General features: G+C 65.2%; 26 protein-coding genes and 1 other RNA gene. 17 read left to right on the forward strand and 10 right to left on the reverse strand.

The window, feature by feature from the left end; translation table 11 throughout:
• Positions 1-500: 500 nt before the first annotated feature.
• The 6 genes from ACJJVR_RS12105 to ectA all read right to left on the reverse strand — a co-directional run bounded on the left by ACJJVR_RS12105 (position 501) and on the right by ectA (position 5,448).
• Entirely contained in the window at positions 501-752 is a 252-nt protein-coding gene (locus ACJJVR_RS12105; protein ID WP_405404893.1) for a hypothetical protein, read from the reverse strand.
• 410 nt (positions 753-1,162) lie between these two features.
• Positions 1,163-1,519, reverse strand: a transfer-messenger RNA (tmRNA) gene (gene ssrA / locus ACJJVR_RS12110).
• A gap of 213 nt (positions 1,520-1,732) precedes the next feature.
• A complete protein-coding gene (locus ACJJVR_RS12115) occupies positions 1,733-3,151 on the reverse strand; it encodes an aspartate kinase (RefSeq protein ID WP_405404895.1) in 1,419 nt (472 codons plus the stop codon).
• Positions 3,151-3,540 (reverse strand): ectoine synthase, encoded by a 390-nt coding sequence (locus ACJJVR_RS12120; RefSeq protein WP_405404897.1) that lies wholly within the window; start codon positions 3,538-3,540, stop codon positions 3,151-3,153. The genes ACJJVR_RS12115 and ACJJVR_RS12120 overlap by 1 nt, the downstream gene beginning before the upstream one ends.
• A 5-nt stretch (positions 3,541-3,545) precedes the next feature.
• A complete protein-coding gene (gene ectB / locus ACJJVR_RS12125) occupies positions 3,546-4,856 on the reverse strand; it encodes a diaminobutyrate--2-oxoglutarate transaminase (RefSeq protein ID WP_405404899.1) in 1,311 nt (436 codons plus the stop codon).
• A gap of 55 nt (positions 4,857-4,911) precedes the next feature.
• Positions 4,912-5,448, reverse strand: a complete 537-nt coding sequence (gene ectA / locus ACJJVR_RS12130; RefSeq protein ID WP_405404901.1) for a diaminobutyrate acetyltransferase — start codon at positions 5,446-5,448, stop codon at positions 4,912-4,914.
• A gap of 217 nt (positions 5,449-5,665) precedes the next feature.
• Here ectA and ACJJVR_RS12135 point away from each other — a divergent pair, with 217 nt between their 5' ends.
• A complete protein-coding gene (locus ACJJVR_RS12135) occupies positions 5,666-6,169 on the forward strand; it encodes a MarR family winged helix-turn-helix transcriptional regulator (RefSeq protein ID WP_405404903.1) in 504 nt (167 codons plus the stop codon).
• On the opposite strand, the gene gndA is transcribed toward ACJJVR_RS12135, so the two are convergent.
• The 3 genes from gndA to ACJJVR_RS12150 all read right to left on the reverse strand — a co-directional run bounded on the left by gndA (position 6,170) and on the right by ACJJVR_RS12150 (position 8,751).
• Positions 6,170-7,570 (reverse strand): NADP-dependent phosphogluconate dehydrogenase, encoded by a 1,401-nt coding sequence (gene gndA, locus ACJJVR_RS12140; protein WP_405404905.1) that lies wholly within the window; start codon positions 7,568-7,570, stop codon positions 6,170-6,172.
• Between the two features lie 54 nt (positions 7,571-7,624).
• Positions 7,625-8,068, reverse strand: coding sequence for a PaaI family thioesterase (locus ACJJVR_RS12145; RefSeq protein ID WP_405404907.1), 444 nt, complete (start codon positions 8,066-8,068; stop codon positions 7,625-7,627).
• A gap of 140 nt (positions 8,069-8,208) precedes the next feature.
• Positions 8,209-8,751: a biotin transporter BioY gene (locus ACJJVR_RS12150; RefSeq protein WP_405404909.1), complete on the reverse strand. Its 543-nt coding sequence runs from the start codon at positions 8,749-8,751 to the stop codon at positions 8,209-8,211.
• 383 nt (positions 8,752-9,134) lie between these two features.
• Here ACJJVR_RS12150 and ACJJVR_RS12155 point away from each other — a divergent pair, with 383 nt between their 5' ends.
• The 9 genes from ACJJVR_RS12155 to ACJJVR_RS12195 all read left to right on the forward strand — a co-directional run bounded on the left by ACJJVR_RS12155 (position 9,135) and on the right by ACJJVR_RS12195 (position 17,103).
• Entirely contained in the window at positions 9,135-11,420 is a 2,286-nt protein-coding gene (locus ACJJVR_RS12155) for a putative monovalent cation/H+ antiporter subunit A (RefSeq protein WP_405404911.1), read from the forward strand.
• A gap of 1 nt (position 11,421) precedes the next feature.
• Entirely contained in the window at positions 11,422-11,838 is a 417-nt protein-coding gene (locus tag ACJJVR_RS12160; protein ID WP_405404913.1) for a Na+/H+ antiporter subunit B, read from the forward strand.
• Between the two features lies 1 nt (position 11,839).
• Positions 11,840-12,214: a Na+/H+ antiporter subunit C gene (locus ACJJVR_RS12165; protein WP_405404915.1), complete on the forward strand. Its 375-nt coding sequence runs from the start codon at positions 11,840-11,842 to the stop codon at positions 12,212-12,214.
• Entirely contained in the window at positions 12,211-13,710 is a 1,500-nt protein-coding gene (locus ACJJVR_RS12170) for a Na+/H+ antiporter subunit D (RefSeq protein WP_405404917.1), read from the forward strand. The genes ACJJVR_RS12165 and ACJJVR_RS12170 overlap by 4 nt, the downstream gene beginning before the upstream one ends.
• On the forward strand, positions 13,707-14,183 hold the full coding sequence (locus ACJJVR_RS12175; protein ID WP_405404919.1) for a Na+/H+ antiporter subunit E: 477 nt from the start codon (positions 13,707-13,709) through the stop codon (positions 14,181-14,183). Before ACJJVR_RS12170 ends, ACJJVR_RS12175 begins: the two co-directional genes overlap by 4 nt.
• A 5-nt stretch (positions 14,184-14,188) precedes the next feature.
• On the forward strand, positions 14,189-14,479 hold the full coding sequence (locus ACJJVR_RS12180) for a monovalent cation/H+ antiporter complex subunit F (RefSeq protein ID WP_405404921.1): 291 nt from the start codon (positions 14,189-14,191) through the stop codon (positions 14,477-14,479).
• Entirely contained in the window at positions 14,479-14,835 is a 357-nt protein-coding gene (gene mnhG / locus ACJJVR_RS12185) for a monovalent cation/H(+) antiporter subunit G (protein ID WP_405404924.1), read from the forward strand. Before ACJJVR_RS12180 ends, mnhG begins: the two co-directional genes overlap by 1 nt.
• A 111-nt stretch (positions 14,836-14,946) precedes the next feature.
• Positions 14,947-16,116: a ribonuclease D gene (gene rnd, locus ACJJVR_RS12190; RefSeq protein ID WP_405405402.1), complete on the forward strand. Its 1,170-nt coding sequence runs from the start codon at positions 14,947-14,949 to the stop codon at positions 16,114-16,116.
• Positions 16,117-16,119: 3 nt separating this feature from the next.
• Entirely contained in the window at positions 16,120-17,103 is a 984-nt protein-coding gene (locus ACJJVR_RS12195; RefSeq protein WP_405404926.1) for a GNAT family N-acetyltransferase, read from the forward strand.
• Here ACJJVR_RS12195 and ACJJVR_RS12200 read toward each other — a convergent pair.
• A complete protein-coding gene (locus tag ACJJVR_RS12200) occupies positions 17,100-17,855 on the reverse strand; it encodes a PAS domain-containing protein (protein ID WP_405404928.1) in 756 nt (251 codons plus the stop codon). The two genes, ACJJVR_RS12195 and ACJJVR_RS12200, sit on opposite strands and share 4 nt — an antisense overlap.
• 233 nt (positions 17,856-18,088) lie before the next feature.
• Here ACJJVR_RS12200 and gmk point away from each other — a divergent pair, with 233 nt between their 5' ends.
• The 7 genes from gmk to hflC all read left to right on the forward strand — a co-directional run bounded on the left by gmk (position 18,089) and on the right by hflC (position 25,132).
• A complete protein-coding gene (gmk, locus tag ACJJVR_RS12205) occupies positions 18,089-18,721 on the forward strand; it encodes a guanylate kinase (protein ID WP_405405403.1) in 633 nt (210 codons plus the stop codon).
• A complete protein-coding gene (locus ACJJVR_RS12210; RefSeq protein WP_405404930.1) occupies positions 18,718-19,242 on the forward strand; it encodes a gamma carbonic anhydrase family protein in 525 nt (174 codons plus the stop codon). The genes gmk and ACJJVR_RS12210 overlap by 4 nt, the downstream gene beginning before the upstream one ends.
• Positions 19,243-19,246: 4 nt before the next feature.
• Positions 19,247-20,353 carry a sensor histidine kinase gene (locus tag ACJJVR_RS12215; protein ID WP_405404931.1) on the forward strand — a complete coding sequence of 369 codons (1,107 nt, stop codon included), beginning with the start codon at positions 19,247-19,249 and terminating at the stop codon, positions 20,351-20,353.
• A 74-nt stretch (positions 20,354-20,427) separates the two neighbouring features.
• Positions 20,428-21,180 carry a ribose-5-phosphate isomerase RpiA gene (rpiA, locus tag ACJJVR_RS12220; protein WP_405404933.1) on the forward strand — a complete coding sequence of 251 codons (753 nt, stop codon included), beginning with the start codon at positions 20,428-20,430 and terminating at the stop codon, positions 21,178-21,180.
• Position 21,181: 1 nt separating this feature from the next.
• Positions 21,182-22,561 (forward strand): glutathione-disulfide reductase, encoded by a 1,380-nt coding sequence (gorA, locus tag ACJJVR_RS12225; protein ID WP_405404934.1) that lies wholly within the window; start codon positions 21,182-21,184, stop codon positions 22,559-22,561.
• Between the two features lie 115 nt (positions 22,562-22,676).
• The gene (gene hflK, locus ACJJVR_RS12230) at positions 22,677-23,936 is read left to right on the forward strand and encodes an FtsH protease activity modulator HflK (RefSeq protein WP_405404936.1); all 1,260 of its coding nucleotides are present in this window, start codon (positions 22,677-22,679) and stop codon (positions 23,934-23,936) included.
• Between the two features lie 29 nt (positions 23,937-23,965).
• A complete protein-coding gene (gene hflC, locus ACJJVR_RS12235; protein ID WP_405405404.1) occupies positions 23,966-25,132 on the forward strand; it encodes a protease modulator HflC in 1,167 nt (388 codons plus the stop codon).
• The last annotated feature ends 310 nt before the right edge of the window (positions 25,133-25,442 follow it).

Genomic DNA, 25,442 nt, shown 5'->3' on the forward strand with positions numbered 1-25,442 from the left:
GCCAGCCCCTATTATTGCAGCTCTGACGGCGTCCGTGGTCGCGGCGCTCCCATGACGAACTTGTCCCATGATGATTCCCTCCATTCCTGAGAAAGGATCGCACCATCAAAACCTGGGATCAAAGAACTAACAGCAAGGCATGGTCTATGTGGTGCATATCCGGACGGACTTTGCGCTGTCGACCATGACCTGTGGCGGCCCGCGCATGCAATGCGATCTTGTCGACGAGGGCCACGAGATCCGGCGGCACCGGACGGCGCGGTTGGTACGCGAGAACCAGTGGATCGCGCGGCAAAACAGCTGTCCAAACGGATGACGGGCAGCGCGCATACCTGGCCTGTCGTGCCCGATCTGGTGGCACAGAGCGTCACGACGGATGGCCCGGACCGTAAGTTTGGGGCGGGCATCTCCTCCATCTGGGCGGCAGAAGGCCGGCTTTCCCTCTCAGTCGTGCTCGACTTGTTCTCGCACCGAGTCGTTGGGTAGGCGACGAGTGACCGTCAGAAGCGCGACTTCGCAGTCGAAGCTCTGCGGCGTACTCTAGCGGATCGCGTCACTTCTGCGCCGAGCATCAGGCTCTGATCCGCAAACGTGACATCCTGATCTCGATCAGTGGGCGCAGGAACCGCCATCGTAAATAGATGGTGGAAAAATTTTCCAAGAGCATCAAATTGGAGCTGATCTGGCCGGTCTTTTGGCAATCGCGCCAGCAGGCTGAAAACGCCGTCGCCAGGTACATCAACGAGTTTCATAACCACGTCAGTCGACATTGATCGCGTGGGTTCCAGAACCACATCGCCTTTGAGCGCAAGGTATCAGAAGCGACTTGAACGCTCCTCAAACAAATTGAGTAAGTCAAACACCAACCGTGCTCGTTAGGAAGTAAGGCGAGATATGAGCGACAACCGAACCCACCATCATGCATGGAACGGCTTCTTGGCATCAGCCAAGTTGAAACTGCAAAAGAGATAAAGCGCACAGGCGTTCGGAAAAATCGCGTCCGTTCATGATTTACGCGGCACCACCGTTGAAATGTCGGCGGGTCGAATCGACCGATGTCGTTATCGCCACGATCGAAATGCGATTGCAAAGAAATCGCCGCGTACGCGAGGTGCGAAATCACGAAGGCTTGGGAACGAAATAGCTGCAAAAAAGGGGATAAGGTGCAGGATTCTGTTGCCAGGCTCCTGCGGGCCCCGCCTTACGCTGCTAGGCGCAAGGGCTTAGGTTTCGATCTCTCGAACTGCTTACGCAGCCAGAGCGATCGGAGCACGGTTGTCATTGGCAACTGTACGTTTTGCACCGATAACGGTAGTAGCTCACCGAGACAAAGCATAACCCCTTTAGACGTTCGTCGATCCTGTTTCGACCCCATTTGCCCCCAATGAAGGGTTGTTTGGTGGAGTCGCCGGGTACCGCCCCCGGGTCCGATCCGCTTATTACGAGCGCGTTTATGTCCATAGTCAGAATTGCTTCCGACAGGACCGATATAGGTGATTGACGCGAAAGCGGCAAGGGGCGGCGACCCAAGTCAGTGGCTCGGATTCCGGAACTGCATTGCGCAGGAAAGGGCCGACGATAACGCGTTGCCATGCGGAATGATGGTGACGGCGGCAGGCGCAAACAGGCCGCGTGCCCAAAGACCCAAGTCGGGAATGATGCGTGGGTTAACGATTGCCATCGCATCAGTGCAAACAGGCGACCGCTTGGGGCCGCCCGTTCCTGTTGGTGCTCAGGCTACCTGCGCCAATGGTTGCGCCTGCCGTTCGATCAGCGCGCCGTGCAGGGCCTTGATGCCGGGGGCAAGCGCGGTGCGCTCCAGGATGAACTGCACATCCACCGGGCGTGGCCCCTGCGTCGCGCCGATCGCCTCCAGCCCTGCGGCGGCAAGGGCGTTCAGGCCGCGACTGAGAACCGCCAGCCCGTCCAGGTCGCGTCCCACGGCCGATGCCATGGCCACCGCCCGCGACGACACCTGCGCCGAGGGGTAACGCTCGGCCAGATCCTTTTCGACCCGGCGCAGCACCTTGAGGCTGCTGTCCACGTAATGCGTGATCGTGTTGGCGTTCGACACCTTGCTGACGATGCGCACCTTGTGACGGGTCAGTACCTCGAGAATCGCGGCGTCATAGCCCTTGGCTCCGACCATGTCCTGTTCGAACAGTTCCAGCGCAAAGACGTTCAGGCCGGTCACGATCTCCACCGCGGGGGTGGTGGCGGGCTGGTCGTCGATCAGCGTGCCGGGGTCATGAGGCTCGAACGCGTTGGTCACGCGCAACGGTACGCCGGACTGGCGCAGAGTTTTGGCAGCCTTGGGGTGGATCGCCTCCATCCCCAGGTTCGACAGCTGGTCGGCCACGTCGTAGTTCGTGCGTCCCAGCTTGCGTACCGCACCCGCGCCGACCAGATTGGGATCGGCCGAGGACAGGTGGAATTCCTTGTGAATGATCGCCTCGCGCGCGCCGGTCAGGGCGGCCAGACGCGAGAACGTCACCTCGGAATAGCCACGGTCGAATTCGCGCATCAGCCCTTCGGTGCACTGGGCATAGCCGGTGACGATGGGCATCTCGGTCATCGGATCGATGCCAGCCATCGCGCCGGTGATGCGCTCCTCCAGCGTAACCTGACCCGTGTCGCGCCAACCCGACAGATCGACGAACCGCGCCTGAATGCCCGCACGTTGCAGCATCAGCGTGGTGACAAAGGCGGAATGCGCCTCTCCCAGACCGGACAGCAATTCGCGGGTGTGCAACATGTGCTCTTCCAGCCGGAAATGGCCATAGGAACACAGCCGCTGCAGGTCGATCAGGCAGTTGCGCGCGCCTACCAGACGGTCGCGGACGAACGCATCGGCGCGTTCCAGATCACCCGCATGATCCAGCACGACGTGGTGCGCCTGAATCATCGCATCGCTGGCACGGTCCAGCGCGGCCAGCCAACCGTGATCGCCGTCCCCGGACGCGAAGGCCGCATAGACGCCGGGCTCGCCCGATTTCTTGTGTTCCAGCAGCAGGTTGGTGATGCCGCCAAAGGCAGACACCACGAAGATCCGGCCATAGGGCGCGTCGGGGTCAGCGATCAGCACCGTGTCGCGCAGCTCGTGCACGCGCGACATCGACGTGCCGCCGATCTTTTCAACGGTATGACCCATCACGCGGTCTCGGCAGGGGCGTAGCTGCCGTCCTCCTGATGCACCTCGGTTCCGGTGACGGGCGGGTTGAAACAGCAGGCCATGACCAGCGTCTCTTCCGCGCGCAGGATGTGCTTGTCATGCAGGTTCAGCGCATACATCACGCCGGGCGTGATCTCATGCGTCTCGCCGGTACCCAGATCGGTGATCGAGCCCTTGCCCTGCATGCAGAACACGCTTTCAAAGTGGTGCTTGTAGTGGAACTGGTGTTCCGACCCGGCCTCCAGCGTGGTGATATGGAACGAAAATCCCATTCCATCATCGGCCAGCAGCATGCGGACCGAATTCCATTGCGCATCCGACACCGAACGGTCGGTGTCTTTCAGTTTATTGAAATCACGAACGATCATGTGAGTTACTCCGCAGCAATCTTGGTGGTGGAAACAACGTCGCGGGCGGCATCCAGCAGGATGTCAAAGCCGCGCGACAGCAGCGTGTCAGGGGTGGTCAGGGGGGCCAGCACCTTGACGACCTGATCCTCGTTGCCGGATGTCTCAATGATCAAACCGCCGTCAAAGGCACGCTTGCAGATGGCGGCGGCCAGATCGCCCGATCCGACATCCACACCGCGCATCAGACCGCGGCCCTTCAGATAGGCGCCGGGGACCAGATCGGCCAGTTCGGTCAGCCGGGTCTGGATCAAGTCGGCGCGGCGGGCCAGATCGGCCTCGAACGCCTTGTCGGACCAGAACTTTTCGATCGCCACGCGGGCAGTGACAAAGGCGTGGGTGTTGCCGCGGAACGTGCCGTTGTGTTCGGCGGGGCCAAAGACGTCATGTTCCGGACGCACCAGCACCATCGCCAGCGGCAGGCCAAAGCCCGAGATCGATTTCGCCAGCGGCACCAGATCGGGCGTCACGCCCATGTCCTCAAAGGAAAAGAATTTGCCGGTGCGGCCACAGCCTGCCTGGATGTCATCCATGATCAGCAGCGCGCCGTGGCGTTTGGCGATATCGGCGATGGCGCGCACGAATTCGGTCGATGCGGCGTTCAGACCACCCTCACCCTGCACGGCCTCCAGCATGATGGCGGCCGGGGCGTCGATGCCACCCGAATTGTCCGACAGCATCTGGTCCAGCAGGGCTGCACTGTCCAGCCCCTCGGCATAGCCGTCAAAGGGCACGCGGGTGACGCCCTGCGTCTCCATCCCGGCGCCGCCGCGGTGGTATCCATTGCCGGTCGCGGCCAGCGCGCCCATGGTCACGCCGTGAAAGCCGTTGGTAAAGGCGATGACATTGGTGCGGCCTGTCGACTTGCGGGCGATCTTCATCGCGGCTTCGACGGCATTGGCGCCGGTCGGTCCGGTGAACATCACGCGATGATCCATGCCGCGGGGCGTCAGGATATGGCGTTCAAATGCGTCCAGAAACGCCGCCTTGGTCGTCGTGTGCAGGTCCAGCCCGTGCGCGATCCCGTCACCCGCAATGTGATCGATCAGCGCGGATTTCATGTCAGGATCGTTGTGACCATAGTTCAGCGACGAACAGCCTGCGAGAAAGTCGATATAGTTCTGTCCGTCGGCACCGGTCATCACCGACCCGCTGGCCTTGGTGAAGACGGTGGGTATTCCGCGGCAATAGGACCGCGCCGCACTCTCGCGGCGCTCGAAAATGGCGGTCCCGGTCGTGGTGGTCGTGGTCGTCGTGTCGGTCATGTCTTTAGGCATGGGAAATCCTTTCGCATCATGTGCGTCAATCTGAATGCTTCGATGGACAAAGGGATCAGGCGGCGCGGGCCTGATCAACGTGGCGCGGCAGGGTGATCGTCACCATATGCTCGGTCGCGTGGCGCCCATCGAAATGATCATGGCGTGTGTAATGAGGATCGTCGGTCAGCCGCCCGCCCTGATGGCGGGCAAAGCTGCGGAACAGCGCCCAGGATGCATCGTTGTCGCGGGTGATGGTCGTGTTCATCCGTTGCGCATCGGCGCATTCGTCGCGTTCCACCAGATGCGTCAACATCTTGCGGGCCAATCCCAGACCGCGGGCATCCGGTCCGACGGCAACCTGCCAGACGAACAGCGCATCTTCGTTCGGGATCATGTGCCCGGAAATCCAGCCCACGATCTGATCGTCCAGCAGCGCCACGACACAGGTGTCGCGGAAATGCTCGGCCTGCACCAGATTGCAATACATCGAATTCTCGTCCAGCGGCTTGCATGCCCGGACCAGCTCCCAGATGGCGGAACCATCGGTCGGATAGGGCTTGCGCAGCGTCAGCTGACGGGGGCGTTCGAGTTCTTGCACATCTTTGGGCATGGGCGGCGGGTCCTCAATTGCTTCGTGGCCCTAACTAGTCAAAAGATGCTCTGGTTGCAACCTTGGTGTCGATAATACGCCGTATTTCGGCTAACGCCTTACGCTGGCGTGATATTTGCACACGCTCTCGTGACCGTGTGGTTCGCCTGTCGAATTATCTGCCACTCAAAGCATGTCATATTGCCCTGTCATGCCCGCCGATGGCATACAGACGGGCATGAGCCAGTCTTCCTCCATCCCCCGCACCGACGCCGCGCTGATCGCGCTGCGCCGAATCTTGCGTGCCACCGAACATTACGAACGCGACCTGGCCCAGGCCGCCAAGCTGACCCCGGCCAAGCTGCGGGTCCTGCAGATCCTGGCCGGGACCGAGACGCGGTCCGCCATGCCCACGCAGCTGTCGACCCAGATGGGCGTCAGCCAGGCCACCGTGACGGCGTTGGTCGATCAGCTGGATAAATTGGGCCTGACACAGCGCCAGCGATCCAGCACCGATCGCCGGCAATTGCACGTGATTCTGACCGATGCCGGGCTGGAGGCGCTGCGCAGCGCGCCCGACGCGTTGCAGCAGCATTTCGTGACCGGGTTCCTGGCCCTGCAGGATTGGGAACAGGCGATGCTGGTCGCGTCATTGGAACGGGTCGCGGCGATGCTGAATGCGCAGGGCATCGACGCATCGCCACTGTTGGCCCTGGGCGATATCAGCCGCCCGCGCGGCTGATCAGACCGCGTTTCCCCAGGGGCCGTGCGGGTCGTCGATGCCGTCCAGACGTTCGAACCCGTGCGCGCCGAAAAAATCGCGCTGTGCCTGGATCATGTTCGCCGTGCCGCGCGCGGTGCGCATCATGTCGAACCACATCAGCCCCGATGCCAGCGCCGGCAGCGCATGCCCCGCGCCGATACCATGCGACACCACGCGGCGCAGACCGGGCAGGGCGCCTTCGATCAGGTCGGCAAAGAACGGCGCCATGATCAGGTTGCGCGCCGGATCGTCGGCCAGCGCATCCGCCATGTCGTTCAGCATGGCCGACCGGATGATGCAGCCCGCCCGCCAGACGCGCGCGATTTCGGGCAGGTCCAACGTCCAGCCGAACCGCCCCGACGCGCCCGCGATCATCGTGAAGCCCTGCGCATAGCACAGGATCTTGCCCGCGATCAGCGCCTGTTCCAGATCTTTGGGGGTCAGGTCCACGGCACCGGGGGCCGCGCCGAAACGCGCCTGACCGGCCTGCCGCTCCTCCAGCCGGGCGCTGACGTTGCGGGCCATCACCGCGGCCTCGATCACGGGGATGGGGGCGGACAGGTGCTGGGCCTCGATGGCGGTCCAGCGGCCGGTGCCTTTCTGGCCCGCGCGGTCCAGGATCACATCGGGCATCGCCGCACCCGTATGCGGGTCGCGTGCTGCCGTGACCTTGGCCGAGATCTCGATCAGATAGCTGGACAGGGTGCCGCCGTTCCAGTCCGCGAAGATGTCGGAGATGGCCGGGGCCTCCAGCGACAGCCCGTCGCGCATCAGGCCATAGGCCTCGGCGATCATCTGCATGTCGGCATATTCGATGCCGTTATGCACCATCTTGACGAAATGGCCCGCGCCCGCGTCACCCATGCGCGCGGCGCAGGGTGTGCCGTCGTCGGCCTTGGCGGAAATGGCGGTCATCACATGCGCCACGCGGTCCCAGTCGGCGGCATCGCCGCCGCCCATGATGGCGGGGCCGTGGCGTGCGCCCTCTTCGCCGCCGGACACGCCCATGCCCAGGAACCGGAAGGGCAGGCCGGCCGCGGCGCGGCGGTTGGTGTCGTGGAAATCGGCATTGCCCGCGTCGATCACCAGATCGTCCGCGTCCAGCAGCGGCGCCAGCGCCTGCAACTGATCATCGACGGCCTGGCCCGCCGGGACCATCACGATGATCGCGCGCGGCGGCGTGATCGCCTGAACCAGCGCCTGCAGGGAATCGGTCGGGATCACGCGGGGCGCCAGATCGCCAGCCTGCGCGGCAAAGCGGTGCGTGACCTCTGTCGTGCGGTTCCAGACGGCGATCGGAAAGCCCTTTTCGGCGATGTTCAGGGCCAGCGCGGCCCCCATCGTCCCAAGCCCGATCAACCCGATTTCTGCCTGCGCCATTGCCATCCTCCTGCGGAAATTCTGGTCGCGGTTTACGCTAACGGTCCGCCACTGTCACGTGGGCGCACGACCCTGGACGCAAATCAGCGTCTGCAGGCCTGTCGCCACATGGGCCCGCGCGACACCGCTGACGGCATGGACATCGACCTGACAGACGGTCAGCGTGCGGCCTGCCTTGACGACGCGGCCGGTGGCCTCCAGGCAGTCGCCCTCTGCGGGGTTCAGCAGGTTCAGCTTGAATTCGGTGGTCAGCACGTCGCAGCCCTCGGGGAACAGCGTCAGCGCCGCGTAACCCCCCGCGCTGTCCGCCAGCGCCGTGGTCGCACCGGCGTGGAAATACCCCATCTGCTGCGTCAGGTCCGGGTGAAAGGGCAGGCGCAGCGTGACCTCGGCGGGGCGGATCGCGGCCATCTCGACGCCCAGGTGGCGCATCAGGCCCTGCGCGCGAAAGCTGTCCTCGATGCGGGCGATGGTGTGGGGTGTCAGGGTCGGGGTCAATCGCTGCTCCTCGTGATCGCGTGGGTGCAGTCTGACCACGGGCGGGGCAGGGCGAAAGCCCTGTTGACGGCGCGGACGTGGGGTCACGATGCGAAACGGGGCCCGCATGGGGCCCCGTCACGGTCGCGCTGTGTCGCGGCTCAACCGCGGCGTGCAACCGCCTGCAGGGCCAGCGCGCCTAGGGCGATCTTGACCATGTCGCCCAGAATGAACGGCGCGACGCCCACCGCCAGCAGCCGGTCCGCCGGCACAAAGGCTGACAGCCAGATCAGGCCGGGGACATAGATTGCCACTGTGCCGGCCAGCATCGCCACCGCCCGCATGCCCAGCCCGCGCCCCTGCGCCAGCACGCCGGTCACGACCATGGACAGCGCCATTCCGATCAGAAAACCGGTGGTCGGACCCGCCAGATACGCCAGCCCCAGCCCGCGTTCGGGCGATCCGGCGAAAACGGGCAGCCCTGCCAGCCCCGCGGCCATGTATGCGCCCATCGCGGCCAGACCAAGGCGCGGCCCCAGACCTGCGGCGATGACCAGCACTGCCAGCGTCTGCAGGGTCATGGGCACGGGCCAGAACGGCACCTGCGCCTTGGCGCCAAGCGCGATCAGGGCGGCGGCTGCCAGGGTCAGGCCGACCTTGGCCGCAAGGCTTTGTCCTGCGATATGGTCACGGGAGAGCAGCATGGGATGTCCCTTTCATCGAAGTGTCGCGAATCGAGGGCAATATCCTGCACCCCGGCTGCGGTCTATCAGACCCCGAACGGCAGGGCGCGCACAAGACCGCAGATGCCCGGTCCGCATGCGGCGTTCCGCGATGACCGCCTGATGACACCCGGGCGTGCTGTGCCAAAATGTCGCGGCGCCGCATTGGCCGGTGGTGTTCCAGCGGCACGGCGGAAACCGGGATACCTATTTACAGGGCGCGCGCGCACGCAAGGACCCTTGCTGATGCGCCAAGCGCAACTTTCGGTCGCCAAGGCCGATTTAGCCGCCCCAAGCGACTGTTTTCCGCCGACCAAGGGTGCTAAGCCATCCGCCAATTGCATGCCGCGACAAGGGTTCGAGACATGGCTGACGACTATCAATCGGTTGACCGCGTCATGGGTGGGCCTGCGGGCTGGATCTCGATCGCGTTCCCGACCGTCCTGTTTGTATATTTTCTGGGGCTGCTGCCCGAAATCGTGCAGGGTCCGCAGGTTTACGGCCTTGACTGGGTGCCGTCACTGGGCGTGCAGCTGTCGGTTCTGCTGGATGGGCTGTCCATGACGTTCGCGCTGCTGATCACCGGGATCGGCGCGGCGGTCACGCTGTACTCGGCACGCTATCTGGGGGATCACCCGCATTATCCCCGGTTCGTCAGCTATCTGCTGATGTTCATGGTCGGGATGCTGGGGCTGGTTCTGGCCGACAATCTGATCATGGTGTTCGTGTTCTGGGAAATCACGACCATCGCGTCCTATCTGCTGATCGGGTTCAACGCCGATAGCGCCGCGTCGCGGCGATCCGCGCTGCAGGCGCTGCTGGTGACGGGGACGGGGGGTCTGATCCTGCTGGCGGGACTGATCGTGTTGGGCACGGTCGCGGGCACGTTGCAGCTGTCGCAGATCGTGACGATGGGCGACATGATCCGCGCGCATCCCTGGTACCTGGCGATCATGCTGCTGTTCCTGGCGGGCGCGTTCACGAAATCGGCGCAGGTGCCGTTCCATTTCTGGTTGCCCAACGCGATGGCCGCGCCCACGCCCGTGTCGGCCTATCTGCATTCGGCCACGATGGTAAAGGCCGGCATCTTCCTGATGGCGCGCATGAACCCCGCGCTTGGCGGGACAGACGCGTGGTTCTGGATCCTGACGCTGTTCGGCGGGGTCACGGCGGTTTTCGCATCGGTCATGGCGCTGCGCCAGACCGACATCAAGCAGGTGCTGGCCTATACCACGCTGATGGCGCTTGGCACGCTGACCATGTTCATCGGCGCAGGCACCCATTACGCCATCGTCGCCGCAATGTTGTTCCTGGTGGTGCACTCGCTCTACAAGGCGGCGCTGTTCCTGATGATCGGCATTGTGGACCATGCCACCGGCACGCGTGATGCGGGTGTGCTGGGCGGCCTGTCCAAGGTCATGCCGCTGACCGGCCTTGCCGCGGCGCTGGCCGCGATCAGCATGGCGGGCATTCCGCCGATGATCGGCTTCATCGGCAAGGAATTCATGTACAAGGCCGGCCTTGGGCTGGAGGGGTTCGGCGCAATCTGGGTCACCGCGATGGCATTCGTGGCATCGGTGCTGATGTTCGCGGTCGGCGGCATCGTCGCGCTGAAACCGTTCCGCGGCGATCTGCGCCCGACCCCTACAACGCCGCACGAAGGGCCGTGGGCAATGCTGGCGGGGCCGCTGGTCCTGGGCGCGTTGTCGCTGACCTTTGGATTGCTGCCCGGCGTGCTGGGTCATTACCTGGTCGGTCCCGCCACCCAGGCCGTCACCGGAGAGGTTCATGACGTCGATCTGTACCTGTGGGGCGGCGTCAACACCGCGCTGATCCTGTCGATGCTGACGTTTCTGACGGGTTGGCTGGTCTATCGCCGCCACCAGGCCATCCGCGACCGGCTGGCCGCGTTCGAGGCGCGCAGCCCGATCGACTTTGACGCGGGCTGGGACCGTCTGCTGGACGGGTTCAAGGCCTATGCCGCATGGCAGACCCGCATGATCCAGACCGGCAGCCTGCAACGCTATATGGCGGTGATGTTCGCGACCTTCGTGGTGATGGTCGGCGGCACCTACCTGCTCAAGGGCGCGTTCCAGGGGCTGCCGGGCCTGTCGGGGAACGGCGTGCATCCGATCCAGTGGACCGTGCTGGGCCTGATCGTGACGGGCGCGATCCTGACCGTGTGGACGCACAGCCGCATGACGGCCGTCGCGGGCATGGGCGCTGCGGGCATCGGCGTATCGCTGATCTTCATCATGTTCAGCGCACCGGACGTCGCCATCACGCAGCTGCTGGTCGAGGTGCTGGTCGTGGTGCTGGTCAGCGTCGTCATGCTGCGCCTGCCCTATCTGCCGCGCCGGTCCAAGACGCTGTTCCGCACCGGGCACGCGATCATCGCGGGTGGCGCGGGGCTGGTCACGACCGTCCTGCTGATGTCGGTGATGGCGACCGATTTCGACCGCCGCCTGACCGCGTTCTTCGAGGCCGCATCCTATCCCGAGGCGCATGGCCGCAACATCGTCAACGTGATCCTGGTCGATTTCCGCGCGCTGGATACGTTCGGGGAAATCACCGTGGTGACCATCGCCGCCATCGCCGCATTCGCGCTGCTGCGCGGTGCCCCCCGCCGCAAGCCCGAGGAGGAGAACTGAGATGCAGTCGCTGATCCTGACCACCACCACGCGCCTGCTGGCGGCCCTGCTGCTGATGTTCTCCGTCTATTCGCTGTTGCGCGGGCACAACCTGCCCGGCGGCGGTTTCATCGGCGGGCTGATCGGGGCGACGGCGTTCATCCTGTATACCATCGCCACATCGGTCAACGAGGCGCAGGCCGCGTTGCGGGTCGACCCGTCGAACCTGGCGATGGCGGGCCTTGGCGTCGCGGCCCTGGGCGGCATCGGTGCGGTCTTTGCAGGGCAGCCCTTCTTTACCGGACAGTGGCTGTTCCTGTTTCGCGACGGTGACAGCTATGTGCCGCTGTCCACCGTCCTCGTGTTCGACATCGGAGTCTACATGGCCGTCTTTGGCGGAATCCTGACCCTGGTCTTTGCCCTGGAACAGGAGACCTGATTTGGAACTGCTGCTTGCCATATCCGTGGGCATCCTTGTTGCCGCCGCGGTCTATCTGATGCTGGACCGGAACGTGCTGCGTTTCCTGTTCGGGCTGGTGCTGCTGTCGAATGCGGTCAACCTGTTGATCTTTGCCAGCGGCCGCCTGACCCCCGGTGCCCCGCCGCTGATCGCTGCGGGTGAATACGCCCCCACCGGCGTCGTCGCCAATGCGCTGCCGCAGGCCCTGGTGCTGACCGCGATCGTGATCGGCTTCGGACTACTGGCGTTTACGCTGGCGCTGGTCTATCGCGCGTTTCTGACCCTGGGCACCGTCAACAGCGACGAGATGCGGGTGGCCGAACCCGTCGACGCAGGCAAGGAGGCCGGGAAATGAGCTGGCTTCTGGTCTATCCGATCCTGATCCCGCTGCTGACGGGGGTTCTGGCCTACCTGTTCCGCAATTCGCCCGCCGGGCGCTGGATCTCGGTCGTGGGCACCACGGCCCTGCTGATGGCCAGCATCCTGCTGATGGTGCAGGTTCTGGATCACGGCGTGATCGCTGCGCAGATGTCGAACTGGCAGGCGCCCTTTGGCATCACGCTGGTGGCCGACCTGCTGGGCGCGGTGATGGTCGTCATCACCGCCATCACCGGCCTTGCCACCGTGATCTATTCGCTGTCCGACATTCCCGAACGTCTGGAGCGGCTTGGTTTTCACGCGCTGCTGCAGATCCTGTTGATGGGCGTCTGCGGTGCCTTTGTGACGGGCGACCTGTTCAACCTGTATGTCTGGTTCGAGGTCATGCTGATCTCCAGCTTTGGTCTCTTGGTGCTGGGCGCCAGCCGTGAACAGTTGGACGGCGGGATCAAGTACGTACTGCTGAACCTGGTCTCGACAACCATGTTCCTTGCAGGGACGGGACTGCTCTATGGCCTGACCGGCACGCTGAACATGGCCGACCTGCACCTGGCCGTGCGCGAGGTCGAGAACACCGGCCTGCTGACCACGATCGCCGTGATGTTCATGGTGGCCTTTGGCGTCAAGGCGGCGCTGTTTCCGCTGTTCTTCTGGCTGCCCGCGTCCTATCACACGCCGCCCGTGGCGGTGTCGGCGATCTTTGCGGGCCTGCTGACCAAGGTGGGCGTCTATGCTCTGATCCGCATGTTCACGCTGGTCTTTGATCAGGATATCGGGTTCACCCACACGATCCTGTTGTGGGCTGCGGTTGTGACCATGGTCACGGGCGTTCTGGGCGCGGCCGCAATGAACGATTTCCGGCGCATCCTGTCGTTCCACATCATCAGCCAGATCGGCTATATGGTGTTGGGGCTGGCGCTCTACACGCCACTGGGCCTGATGGGCGCGGTGTTCTATCTGGTCCACCACATCATCGTGAAAGCGAACCTGTTCTTTGTGTCGGGCGTGGCGAAACGCATCGCCGGGTCGACCGATCTGGCGCGCATCGGGGGCCTGTACGCGCATGCCCCGGTGCTGGCCTTCCTGTTCCTGATCCCGGCCTTTTCGCTGGCGGGTTTTCCGCCGCTGTCGGGGTTCTGGGCCAAGTACGTGGTGGTCAAGGCCGCCCTGGACCTGGAGATGTGGTTCGTGGCCGGGGTGTCGCTGGCCGTCGGCCTGCTGACCATCTTTTCGATGACCAAGATCTGGGGATCGGCCTTCTGGCCCGCACATCCCGACGGGATCAAGCCGCGCCTGTCCGACGTGCCCTTGGGCGAGCGGATGGCGCTGATGATGCCGATCGTCGTGCTGGCCGCGTTGACCTGCATCATCGGGCTGTACCCGGAACCCTTTGTTCAGTTCGCCGAACGGGCTGCGATGCAGCTGCTTGATCCGACCGAATATGTGACGACCGTTTTGGGGGTGCAGCCATGAACATGTTCGCCATCAACATGGTTCTGGCATTCGCCTGGGTCGCGCTGACCGGCGGACTGACCCTCAGCGGGCTGACGACGGGGTTCGTCGTCGGCATGATCGCGATGTGGCTGGTCCGCCCGCTGTTTTCCGATACGGGCGTCTATTTCCGGCGCCTGTATTACTGGGCCCGGCTGATCGTGATGTTCGTCTATGAACTGGTGGTCAGCTCGCTTCCGGTGGTGCGCGATGTGCTGACGCCGGGGCATTCGTCCCAGCCCGCGCTGATCGCGGTGCCGATCACGGTCACCACCGACTTGCAGATCACGCTGCTGGCCAATTTCATTTCGCTGACCCCCGGCACGCTGAGCCTGGACGTGTCCACGGATCGCAGCACGCTGTATATCCACGCAATGTTCGGCGACGACCCGGACGCGATCCGTGCGCAGATCCGCGACCGGTTCGAGGTCTGGGTCCGCGAGGCGACGGAGTGAACGATATGACCATGTTGGAATTTGTAATCCTGATCGGTTTCGCCCTGGTGATCCTGGGGGTCGTGCTTGCCGCGATCCGGCTGGTGCGGGGGCCGACGCTGGCCGACCGTATCGTGGCGCTGGACCTGATGACGGTGCAGCTGGTGTCGTTCGGCGGGCTGACCGCGCTGCGGTCGGGCAGTGCCGGTTTTCTGGACGTGGCCGTCGTTCTGGCACTGGTGGGTTTTCTGGCGACCGTTTGCCTGGCACGCTATCTGGAGCGCCGCATCCTGCTCAAGGCGGAGGAGCTGATCTGATGCATGACATCATCGTTGCCCTGTTCGTGCTGTCTGGTGGCGTATTCTGTTTCGCGGCCGGGATGGGGGTGCTGCGCCTGCCTGACCTGCTGACGCGGATGCATGCCTCGACCAAGGCGGGGACGCTTGGATCGGGTCTGATCCTGGTGGCCGTGGCCGTCCATTTCGCCGAAGGCACGGTCATCGCGCGGGCCGTGGCGGCGATCCTGTTCCTGCTGATGACGGCACCTGTCGCGGCGCATCTGATCGGGCGCGCGGCATTCCGCACCGGCACCCCGATGGTCGACAGAACCGCCTGCGAGGATGGTGTGACCGATGCGTTGCGCGGCCGTCATGGCATGCGGGAACCGGACTAGCACCCGACCAGCGGTGCGCGGCGTCGGGGCTTTTCAACGCGCGGCGGTCGGCGTAAAGCTGTGCTATTGGCGGACGAACCGCCCGATCTGAAAGAGCGCATGAGCCAGGACATCCCCACCATCACCCGCACCGAAGACCTTGCCCGTTTCTGCGAGGCCGCAAAACTAGCCCCTTATGTGACCGTCGACACGGAATTCCTGCGCGAACGGACCTATTGGTCCAAGCTGTGCCTGATCCAGCTGGCGATCCCGCCGGCATCGACGGCCAAGACCGGCGGGGGCGATGCCGTCTTGGTCGATCCCCTGTCCGAGGAGCTGTCGCTGGAACCCCTGTACGACCTGTTCCGCCACGAGGCGACGGTCAAAGTGTTCCACGCCGCCCGTCAGGACCTTGAGATTTTCTTTCATGACGCCCAGCTGTTCCCGACACCGCTGTTCGACACCCAGGTCGCCGCGATGGTCTGTGGTTTCGGTGAACAGGTCGGATACGAGACGCTGGTCCGCAAGATCGCCAAGGCTGATCTGGACAAGTCGTCGCGTTTTACCGACTGGTCGCGTCGGCCATTATCGGATGCGCAGGCCGCCTATGCGCTTGCCGATGTGACGCATCTGCGGGTGATCTATGAATTTCTGTCGGCCGAACTGAAAAAGACAGGCCGTGACGCCTGGCTGGCCGAGGAGCTGGGGGTTCTGAAGGACCCCGAGACCTATATCACCCGCCCCGAAGAAGCCTGGCTCAAGGTCCGCACGCGGACCAATTCGCCGCGGTTTCTGGCGATCCTGCGTGAACTGGCGCGGTTTCGCGAAAGCTATGCGCAGGCCCGCGACATTCCCCGCAGCCGCGTCTACAAGGACGATGCGATGATCGAGCTGGCCTCGACCAAGCCCCTGTCCGAGGCTGACCTGGGCAAGTCGCGCCTGCTGCTGCGCGAGGCGCGCAAGGGAGACATCGCCAACGGTATTCTGGCCGCCGTCAAGGCCGGCATGGAGTCCAAGGACCTGCCCCAACCCAAGGGCGACGAACCCGGCAAGCCCGGAAACGCCGCCCTGTCGGACCTGCTGCGCGTGCTGCTCAAGGCCAAGGCCGACGCGGCGGGCGTGGCGCCCAAGCTGATCGCATCGTCGTCTGAACTGGACGCCCTTGCCACTGGCAGCCGCGATCTGCCCGCGCTGCAGGGGTGGCGGGCCGAGGTCTTTGGCCAGGACGCCCTGCGCCTGGCGGGCGGGGAAATCGCGCTGTCGGCCAAGGGCGGCGCGGTCCGGGTCGTTCCGGTCGGATAGGCGATGCACCCGCCGGTCGCCCTGACGCGCCCCTGGCCCGAAGACGCCGATGATATCGCGGCGGCCCTGGCCGATTGGAACGTCGTGCGCTGGCTGACCACGTTGCCTTGGCCCTACGGGGCCGACGACGCCCGCGATTTCGTCGCCGTCGCCGGGCTGGACGAACATGCGATCCGTCAGGACGGGCGGTTGGTGGGCATGGTCCAGGCCGGGCGGGTATTCGGCATCTGGGTTGCACCGGACCGACAGGGGCAGGGGATCGGCAGGCGTGCCGGCGTGCTGGCCCTGTCGCGGCTGTTCCTGTCCGGTGCGACAGAGATCAATGCCCATTGTCTGGTGGGCAACGACCGTTCCGCCCGGCTGCTGGACTGGCTGGGGTTCCGGGCGTGCGGTCGGACCGTGCTGCAATCGCGCCCCCTGCGGGACGAGGTTCAGGCCGACCTGCTGGTGCTGGACCGCGATACGTTCCAGCGGCGGCATTCGATTGCGCTGATGACACCGCGCCTGCGTATCGACGCCGTCACCCCCGAAGACCTGCCCGACCTGCACCGGATCGTGACCCTGCCTGACGTGGCGCGGATGCTGCTGCGTTATGACCCAGCGATGTCGCTGGACGACGTCCAGCCGCTGCTGTTGCAGGGCGCGCTGGTTCCGCCGTTGCGGCTGGCGGTGCGGTATCAGGGGCAGGTGATCGGCATTGTTGGATTGTCCGAAGGCCCGCCGCCACGCCTGAACTATTTCCTGGACCCCACCCATGCCGGCAAGGGTCTGGGCCAGGAAATGGTTGCCGCCGTTTTCAACGAGGTCGTGGCCAGGCTGGACCCGTCAGAGGTTCTGGCAGGAGCCTTTGTTGACAATGATGCGTCGCGCAAGATCCTCAAGAACCTGGGTTTTCGCCGTGGCGACGATCTGGAATTGCAGAGCATGGGCCGCGAATCGCCCGCACCCGCCGCCGTCTATCGCTGGCGTCCCGGCCTGTTGGGCTAGTCGTCAGTGCGCGTCGGCAGCGGTTGAATGACCCGGAACAGGGCGCGCCGTTCCTCGGGTGTGTCAGCCTGGGGAAAGCCGCGATGGGGCTTGTCGGTTGCAGGCTTGTCGGGCGTGGGCTTGCCACGGACGGGTCCGCGTGGCTTGAAATCAGTGCGGCCTTCGGCAAACCCGATCGCTGACGGCGATGGCTTGACCGTCGTGCCCCCCTCGATGATCGGCATCACCTCATCGTCCAGAATGTCAAAGCGGCGCGGCGCGATGCCGGTGTCGCCATCGGCCACCAGACAGCCCAGGGCGCGGGTGACATCACCCAGATCTGAGCGCAAAGGCAGCAGCAGCATCTGCGCGCTCAGCTGTGGGCGGCCATAGTCGGCCTTGCCCTGCAACGTCAGCTGCGCCACCTGCGGCGCCTTGAACACGCTTTCCAGTACATCCGAGAACCGCCCCCGCGACGAGGTGTTCAGAAACGCGCAGACCGGCATGCCGCGCACCTCCATCCCCATCAGATCGATCAGGTGACGTCCCGCCAGACGCATGCGTCCGGCCCCGGGCGCAATGCGTTCCAGGATGAACGCGTAATCCAGTGTCCGCGCGATGCCGCGCGGATCGACATCCGACCGCGCCGGGATCGCACGGCCCTTTCGGATGCTGTCCCAATACTCGCGCATTTCGCGCAACACGCGGTCAGGCCTGCAGGTATCGTAATCCTGCAGGCGCACGATCCGGCCCATGGCGTCGTCGGACGACATTCCCGGCCTGGCGTCTTGTCCGTCTTCCCGGTCCGGCACGGTCAACCCTTTACTTTATCCGGCCAAGGCCGATCACTGTTCATGACTTATGTTAGCGCGTCCACCGCCCCCGCGCCGAGTCATTTTATGAACGAATGGTTAAGATGCCATCCAGTTGCGGGTCTTGACCCCTGCGGCGGGACGGGGCATCCCCGAACGCACCGCCACCAGTTGCCAGGAAACATGCCGCCATGATCGAACGCACCGGCCTGATGGTCATCCTGTCCTCTCCGTCCGGGGCGGGCAAATCGACGCTTGCACGTCGGCTGATGGACTGGGACGCGGGGCTGCGGTTCTCGGTCTCGGCCACGACGCGCGCACCGCGACCCGGAGAGGTCGACGGAGAGCATTACCATTTCACCACCCGCGACGGGTTCCTGCGGATGGTCGCCGATGGGCAGATGCTGGAACATGCCGAAGTGTTCGGCAACCTCTACGGCACCCCACGCGGCCCGGTCGAACAGGCGATGATGGCCGGGCGGGACACGCTGTTCGACGTCGACTGGCAGGGTGGCCAGCAGATCCGCGCATCGGCACTGGGCAGTCATGTCGTGTCGATCTTTGTGCTGCCGCCGTCGTTGCCGGAACTGGAACGGCGGCTGCGCGGCCGTGGTCAGGACAGCGACGCGGTCATTGCCGGGCGCATGCTGAAAAGCCGATCCGAGATCAGCCACTGGGCCGAATATGATTACGTCCTGGTCAATGACGACCTGGACCAGACCGAGGAACGCATGCGCGCCATTCTGACCGCCGAACGTCTGCGTCGCGACCGGATGGCGGGTCTGGGCGCCTTTGTGCGTGACCTGATGTCCGAAGGTGACGCATGATCTGGACACTGGACGGCGTCGCGCCGCAGATCGACCCGCAGGCGTGGGTTGCGCCCGATGCGCAGGTCATGGGACGGGTGGTTCTGCGGGCAGGGGCCTCTGTCTGGTTCGGCGCTGTGCTGCGCGGTGACAACGACCTGATCGAAGTGGGGACCGGCAGCAATGTCCAGGACCTGTGCGTGCTGCATACCGATGACGGTCACCCGCTGGTCATCGGGGCGGATTGCACCATCGGGCATCGCGCGATCCTGCATGGCTGCCGGATCGGGGACGGTGCGTTGATCGGGATGGGGGCGACGTTGCTGAATGGCGCGGTCATCGGGTCGGGTGCCCTGATCGGCGCGGGCGCGCTGATCCCTGAAAACAAGGTGATCCCCGACGGGGCATTGGTGATGGGCGCGCCGGGCCGGGTGGTGCGCATGCTGGACGCCGATGCGTTGGCGGACCTGCGGGAATCCGCCGCGCGGTATCGCGACAACGCGGCGCGGTTCCGGGCCGGCCTGATCCCTGTGGAGGGCTAGCACGATGGCCGCCAGCCTGCGCCGGGTCGAGGGGTTTCTGGACGGCATTCCGGTGCCCATGCTGGCCGTTGACCGCGAGGCGCGGGTTATCGCGGCCAACCCGTTGGCGCAGGCGCTGTTCGGCCTGGATCTGATCGGACGGCCGTTTGTGACCGTGCTGCGCCATCCGGCCATCGTGCAGGCCGTGGATTGGGTGCTGGACCCCGAGGGGATGCCCGCGCCCTCTCCGGACCCGGCGTTGCCCGTGCCTCCCGACGGTGTGGCGACCCTGCGTGCCACATGTGCCGCCGACGGGCGCGAGATCCTGGCCGAGGTGACCGTGGCGCCGTTGCCCAGTCCGCTGGGGCGCGGTGCGACAGTGGCCATTCTGGATCGCAGCGTGGCCGAGGAGGCCGAGCAGATGCGCCGCGATTTCGTGGCCAATGTCAGCCACGAGCTGAAGACCCCCCTGACCGCCATGACCGGGTTCATCGAGACGCTGCGCGGTCCCGCCCGTGACGATGCCCGCGCCCGGGACCGGTTCCTGGACATCATGGAACGCGAGGCCGCACGCATGAACCGCCTGATCAGCGAATTGCTGTCGCTGAGCCGGGTGCAGGCGGATGAACGATCCCGCCCCGCGGGCCGGGTCGACCTGCCGGGCCTGTTGCGCGGGACGTTGGCCATGCTGGCACCCCGCATTCAGGCCGCGGGGGTCAGCGTCACGACCGAAGGGCTGGAGGTCGACCTGCGGCTGCCGGGAGATGGCGACCAGCTGACCCAGGTGTTCCAGAACCTGATAGAGAATGCGGTGAAATACGGCGGATCGGGCGGTATGCTGCGCGTCATCCTGACGCGCATCCCGCACGAACCGTTGCTGCGCGGCCCGGCCTGGGCCGTGGCCATCGAGGATCGTGGCGATGGCATCGAGGAACAGCACCTGCCACGGCTGACGGAACGGTTCTATCGTGTCGACACACACCGGTCACGCGCGCAGGGTGGGACCGGGCTGGGCCTGGCCATCGTCAAGCATATCGTGAACCGCCACCGGGGCAGGTTACGCATCGAAAGCAGCGTGGGGCAGGGCAGCCGATTTACCGTGATCCTGCCCGAGGGGTTGGCACGCGGCTGAGGGGTCGCGGCCCCTCGCCCTTGGTGGTGGCTTGGCCTATAAGTGGGCGAACGGATTATGGAGGGGATGTCGTCATGTCGCAATCACCGCAGGTCGATCCGGCCAAGCTGGCCGCCGCCAAGGCCGCGGTCGCGCTGGTCACGGACGGGATGAGGCTGGGTCTGGGCACCGGCTCGACCGCCAGCGTCATGGTGCGCGAACTGGCCGCCCGCGTGCAGGCCGAGGGTCTGTCGCTGCGCTGTGCCGCGACATCGCGCGCGACGGCCGATCTGGCGGAAAGCCTGGGCCTGCGCATCGAGACGCTGGACGACATCGGCTGGCTGGACCTGACCATCGACGGCGCCGACGAGGTCGACCCGGACCTGCACCTGGTCAAGGGCGGTGGCGCCGCGCATCTGCGCGAAAAGGTCGTGGCCGCCGCCAGCGACCGCATGGTGGTGATCGCCGACCCCGGCAAGGTGGTCGAGACGTTGGGCGCCTTTCCCCTGCCGGTCGAGGTGCTGCATTTCGGGTTCGAGACCACGCGCACGCTGATCCGCCGCGCGCTGGAGGCGCTGGAACTGGGTGAACGCGACATCCTGCAGCGGCTGAAGGACAGCGATCCGGTGGTCACGGATGAGGGGAACCTGATCCTTGACCTGCACCTGGAGGCGATCCCGGACCCTGCCGCGCTGGCGCGGGCATTGTCGGGTATTCCGGGCATCGTGGAACATGGATTGTTTCTGGGGATGTGCGATCTGGCGATCATCGGGCGCGAAGATGGCAGCGTCATAGAACTGGCGCGCAATGACATCGACGCCGACATGCTGGCGCAGGAAAGGGAATGACGTGACCTTTGATTATGATCTGTTCGTTATCGGCGGCGGCTCGGGCGGGGTGCGCGCCGCGCGGATCGCGGCGGGCGAACACGGCGCCAAGGTTGGCCTGGCCGAGGAAAGCCGCATGGGCGGCACCTGCGTCATCCGCGGCTGTGTGCCTAAAAAGCTGATGATCTTTGCGTCCCAGGCCGGGCTGATGTCCGACGAGATGCGCGGATACGGCTGGTGCGACGCCCAGGCCGGGTCATTTGACTGGCCGATCTTTCGCGAAAAGCTGCACGCGGAGTTGTCACGGCTGGAGGTGATCTATCGTGCCGGCCTGACCCGCGCGGGGGTCGAGATCCACGACCAGCGCGCGGTCCTGGACGGGCATCACCAGGTCAGGCTGGCCGACGGCACGACCAGGACCGCCCGCCACATCCTGATCGCGACCGGCGGTCGTCCCGCACCCATCGGCATTCCCGGAGAGGAGCTGGCGATGATCTCGGACGACCTGTTCCTGATGGACCGGCTGCCGGGACGCATCCTGCTGGTTGGCGGCGGCTTTATCGCCTGCGAATTTGCGACCATCCTTGCGGGGCTGGGGGTGGATACGGTTCAGGCCTATCGCGGTGACGCCGTGTTGCGTGGGTTCGACCGCGAGGCGCGCGATCTGGCCACGCTGCAACTGAGCGCGGTGGGTGTGGACCTGCGCCTGGGCGTGACGCCCGCGGCGCTGGAACGCGACGGCGACGGCATCCGCGTCCGGTTCGAGGACGGCACGGACGAGCGTTTCGACGCGGTTTTGATGGCCACGGGGCGCGACCCCTATACCCGGGGGCTGGGGCTTGAGACGACAGAGGTCCGCACCGGCCGCAACGGCGCGATCGAGGTCGACGAATGGTCGCAGACCTGCGTGCCGTCGATCTTTGCCGTGGGCGACGTGACCGATCGCGTGAACCTGACTCCGGTCGCGATCCGCGAGGGGCACGCCTTTGCCGACACGGTTTTCGGCGCGCGACCCCGGACGGTCGATCACACGCTGGTTGCCAGCGCCGTCTATCTGCGCCCCCACGAGCTGGCCACGATCGGCCTGACCGAGGAGGAGGCCAAGGCCCGCGGTCCGGTCGATGTCTTTGCCACCACCTTCCGCCCGATGCGGTCGATGTTCGCGGGCAGCGACGCCAAGGTGATGATGAAGCTGCTGGTCGATCCGGCGGACGACCGCGTGCTGGGGTGTCACATCTTTGGCCCAGAGGCCGGAGAGATGATCCAGATGGCGGCCGTGGCCATCACCATGGGCGCGACCAAGGCCCAGTTCGACGCGACCGTGGCGGTCCACCCGACCGCGGCCGAGGAACTGGTCACGATGCGCGCACCCACGCGCCGCCATGAGGGCGTGGAGGGCTGACAATGCCGTGGGCGCGGCCTTGGGTCGCGGCAATGGCAGGGGCGCAGGCTTGACTTTTCAGCCCCACGCCCCAGTTTTCAACCAACGGAAATTTCTACGAAAGAAGGTCTAGCGGATGGCAAATCAGGGCCCCTGGGGCGGAGGCGGCGGCGGCAACGGCGGCCGGGATGACGGGGATCGTGACAAAAAGCCAGCAGGTCGTCCCTGGGGCGAACAGCCGCCCCCCGGCGGCCCGCGTCGTCCCAACAACGACCCGCAGCGTCCCGAGATCGAGGACCTTATGAAAAAGGGCCAGGAACGCCTGCGCGTCCTGATGGGCGGGCGTGGCACCGGCGGCGGCACGGGCGGGGGCGGCGGTGGCGGTGGCAGCCCGATGGGTCCGAATTTCGGCCTGAACCGCTCGACCCTGGTCGTGGCGGGCCTGGCGGCGGTCGGCCTGTGGGCCTTTGCCAGCTTTTATCGCGTGCAGACCAACGAACAATCGGTCGAGTTCCTGTTCGGTCGTGCCATCGCCGTGGGGACCGAGGGTCTGAACTTTGCCCCCTGGCCCGTCGTCACCGCAGAAGTGGTCCCGGTCACCAACGAACGCGTGACGGAAATCGGAACCGGCTCGGCCGGCCCGATGGATACCGGCCTGATGTTGACCAGCGACCAGAACATCGTGAACATGGAATACCAGGTCGTCTGGAATATCCGCGATCCGCAGGCGTATCTGTTCAACCTGGCCGATCCGTCCGACACCATCCGTGCCGTGTCCGAGGCTGCGATGCGCGACATCATCGCGAGAAGCGAGCTGGCCCCTATTCTGAACCGCGACCGTGGCGTGATCGCCAGCGACCTGCGCGCCGCCGTTCAGAACACGTTGGACAGCTATCAGTCCGGGATCAACGTCATCCGCGTCAACCTCGACCGTGCCGATCCGCCTGATGAGGTCATCGACGCCTTTCGCGAGGTGCAGGCCGCCCAGCAGGAGCGGGACCGTCTGCAGAACGAAGCCGACGCCTATGCCAACCGCGAACTGGCAGCGGCCCGCGGTCAGGCAGCCCAGATCCTGGAGCAGGCCGAGGGTTATCGCGCCGAGGCGGTCAACACCGCGGCGGGTGAGGCCGCGCGTTTCAATTCGATTTATGAGGAATACGTGAACGCGCCCGACGTGACGCGGCGCCGGATGTATCTGGAGACGATGGAGCAGGTGCTGGGCAGCGTGAACAAGATCATCATCGGCGAGGGCATCGGCGGTGGCGAGGGTGGTTCGGGCGTCGTGCCCTATCTGCCGCTGGATCAGCTGCGCGGCACCGGGCAGGGCAATGCGCCCGCGGCCCCCACCGCCGGCCAGACCAACGGCACCCCCACGAACAGCGGAGGAACGAACTGATGGCTGCGCGCAAGAACCTGCTGACTGCCATGGCCCTGCCTGCCTTGGTCGTCGTCGCCGTCCTGGCCGGATCGGCCCTGTTCATCGTGGACGAGCGTGAAAAGGCGCTGGTCCTGCGGCTTGGCCGCGTGGTCGACGTACAAGAGCAGCCGGGTCTGAACTTCAAGCTGCCCTTCATCGACAACGTCGTGAAATATGACGGGCGCATCCTGGGTCTGCCGACCAGCCCGCTGGAGGTCACGCCGCTGGACGACCGCCGTCTGGTGGTCGATGCCTTTGCCCGCTGGCGCATCACCGACCCGGTCCGGTTTCGCCAGGCTGTCGGTGTCCAGGGCATCCAGGCGGCCGAGATGCGGCTGGAACCGATCGTGATCGACGCCATTCGCGGTGTTCTGGGTACGGTGCCTTCGACGTCGGTTCTGTCAGATGACCGGACCAGCCTGATGAACCAGATCCGTGACGAGGCCCGTTCGAATTCGGGTGGCCTGGGGATCGAGATCATCGACGTCCGCCTGACCCGCACCGACCTGCCAGAGCAGAACCTGAACGCGACCTATGCCAGGATGCGGGCAGAACGCGCACGCGAGGCCGCGGACGAAGTGGCGCGCGGCAACGAGGCTGCGCAACGCGTCCGCGCCGCCGCAGACAGGACAGTGGTCGAACTGACCTCCGAGGCCGGTCGCCGGTCCGAGATCGTCCGAGGCGAGGCCGACGCACAGCGCAACGCCATCTATGCCGACGCCTATGGCCGCGACCCCGAGTTCTTTGCGTTCACGCGGTCGCTGACCTCGTATGAACGCGCACTGCAGGGGTCGAACAGCTCGATGGTGATGCAGCCGGACAGCGAGTTCTTCAGCTATCTGTCAGGCGACGGGGCCGCGAACGCGAACCCGGCATCGACGCCGGTGCCGCCGGGCAATTCCGCAGAGCGCCTCAACGCGAACGGCCCGGTTGAATCCACCGAAGACGAGGAACTGGTCGTCCCCGAGGTGGTCGATCGCGACGGCAATCGTCTGGGCGAATCGGCGGGGATCGAACTGACCCCCGTACCGGAAAACCTGACAACGCCTCCGCAGCAACAGCCCGAGATGCTGTCGCCGGACGTCCCCGTCGAGGGTGCGCCCCCGGCATCAGAGGCACCCGCGGCTGACGCCCCTGCGGACGACGCGGCGGCTGATCCCGCGCCCGCGAATTGAACGGCGAGACCGGGGCAGAGGGTGACCTCTGCCCCGGTCTGCAATAAAAATCACGATCTGTTCACAGGCCGAGAGCGTGGTTTATTTGCCACGGCACCCTACATTGACGTCATATCCATCAGGCAGTCCGGGCAACCGCCCCTGATCACTGCCGTCGAGAGATGAGGACATCCCGCATGAAACCGCTTTTCCCTCGCCATATCCTGACCGCGTCGGCGCTGGCGCTGGCGGTGGGGCTTGGCCAAGCCGGCGCGCAGGCCGTCGATCCCGCCAATGACGATGTGGCCCCGGAGGTCAGCCAGCAGGCCCA

The sequence above is a fragment of the Paracoccus sp. Ld10 genome, from assembly GCF_045064235.1.
Taxonomy (GTDB): Bacteria; Pseudomonadota; Alphaproteobacteria; order Rhodobacterales; family Rhodobacteraceae; genus Paracoccus.

Excerpts from the sequence above, each read along its gene's own strand:
- ACJJVR_RS12105 (WP_405404893.1), bottom strand. The coding sequence starts at position 752 with ATGAAACTCGTTGATGTACCTGGCGACGGCGTTTTCAGCCTGCTGGCG.
- ACJJVR_RS12115 (WP_405404895.1), bottom strand. The coding sequence starts at position 3,151 with ATGGGTCATACCGTTGAAAAGATCGGCGGCACGTCGATGTCGCGCGTG.
- ACJJVR_RS12120 (WP_405404897.1), bottom strand. The coding sequence starts at position 3,540 with ATGATCGTTCGTGATTTCAATAAACTGAAAGACACCGACCGTTCGGTG.
- ectB (WP_405404899.1), bottom strand. The coding sequence starts at position 4,856 with ATGCCTAAAGACATGACCGACACGACGACCACGACCACCACGACCGGG.
- ectA (WP_405404901.1), bottom strand. The coding sequence starts at position 5,448 with ATGCCCAAAGATGTGCAAGAACTCGAACGCCCCCGTCAGCTGACGCTG.
- ACJJVR_RS12135 (WP_405404903.1), top strand. The coding sequence starts at position 5,666 with ATGAGCCAGTCTTCCTCCATCCCCCGCACCGACGCCGCGCTGATCGCG.
- gndA (WP_405404905.1), bottom strand. The coding sequence starts at position 7,570 with ATGGCGCAGGCAGAAATCGGGTTGATCGGGCTTGGGACGATGGGGGCC.
- ACJJVR_RS12150 (WP_405404909.1), bottom strand. The coding sequence starts at position 8,751 with ATGCTGCTCTCCCGTGACCATATCGCAGGACAAAGCCTTGCGGCCAAG.
- ACJJVR_RS12155 (WP_405404911.1), top strand. The coding sequence starts at position 9,135 with ATGGCTGACGACTATCAATCGGTTGACCGCGTCATGGGTGGGCCTGCG.
- ACJJVR_RS12160 (WP_405404913.1), top strand. The coding sequence starts at position 11,422 with ATGCAGTCGCTGATCCTGACCACCACCACGCGCCTGCTGGCGGCCCTG.
- ACJJVR_RS12170 (WP_405404917.1), top strand. The coding sequence starts at position 12,211 with ATGAGCTGGCTTCTGGTCTATCCGATCCTGATCCCGCTGCTGACGGGG.
- ACJJVR_RS12175 (WP_405404919.1), top strand. The coding sequence starts at position 13,707 with ATGAACATGTTCGCCATCAACATGGTTCTGGCATTCGCCTGGGTCGCG.
- ACJJVR_RS12180 (WP_405404921.1), top strand. The coding sequence starts at position 14,189 with ATGACCATGTTGGAATTTGTAATCCTGATCGGTTTCGCCCTGGTGATC.
- mnhG (WP_405404924.1), top strand. The coding sequence starts at position 14,479 with ATGCATGACATCATCGTTGCCCTGTTCGTGCTGTCTGGTGGCGTATTC.
- ACJJVR_RS12195 (WP_405404926.1), top strand. The coding sequence starts at position 16,120 with ATGCACCCGCCGGTCGCCCTGACGCGCCCCTGGCCCGAAGACGCCGAT.
- ACJJVR_RS12200 (WP_405404928.1), bottom strand. The coding sequence starts at position 17,855 with ATGTCGTCCGACGACGCCATGGGCCGGATCGTGCGCCTGCAGGATTAC.
- ACJJVR_RS12210 (WP_405404930.1), top strand. The coding sequence starts at position 18,718 with ATGATCTGGACACTGGACGGCGTCGCGCCGCAGATCGACCCGCAGGCG.
- ACJJVR_RS12215 (WP_405404931.1), top strand. The coding sequence starts at position 19,247 with ATGGCCGCCAGCCTGCGCCGGGTCGAGGGGTTTCTGGACGGCATTCCG.
- rpiA (WP_405404933.1), top strand. The coding sequence starts at position 20,428 with ATGTCGCAATCACCGCAGGTCGATCCGGCCAAGCTGGCCGCCGCCAAG.
- hflK (WP_405404936.1), top strand. The coding sequence starts at position 22,677 with ATGGCAAATCAGGGCCCCTGGGGCGGAGGCGGCGGCGGCAACGGCGGC.
- hflC (WP_405405404.1), top strand. The coding sequence starts at position 23,966 with ATGGCCCTGCCTGCCTTGGTCGTCGTCGCCGTCCTGGCCGGATCGGCC.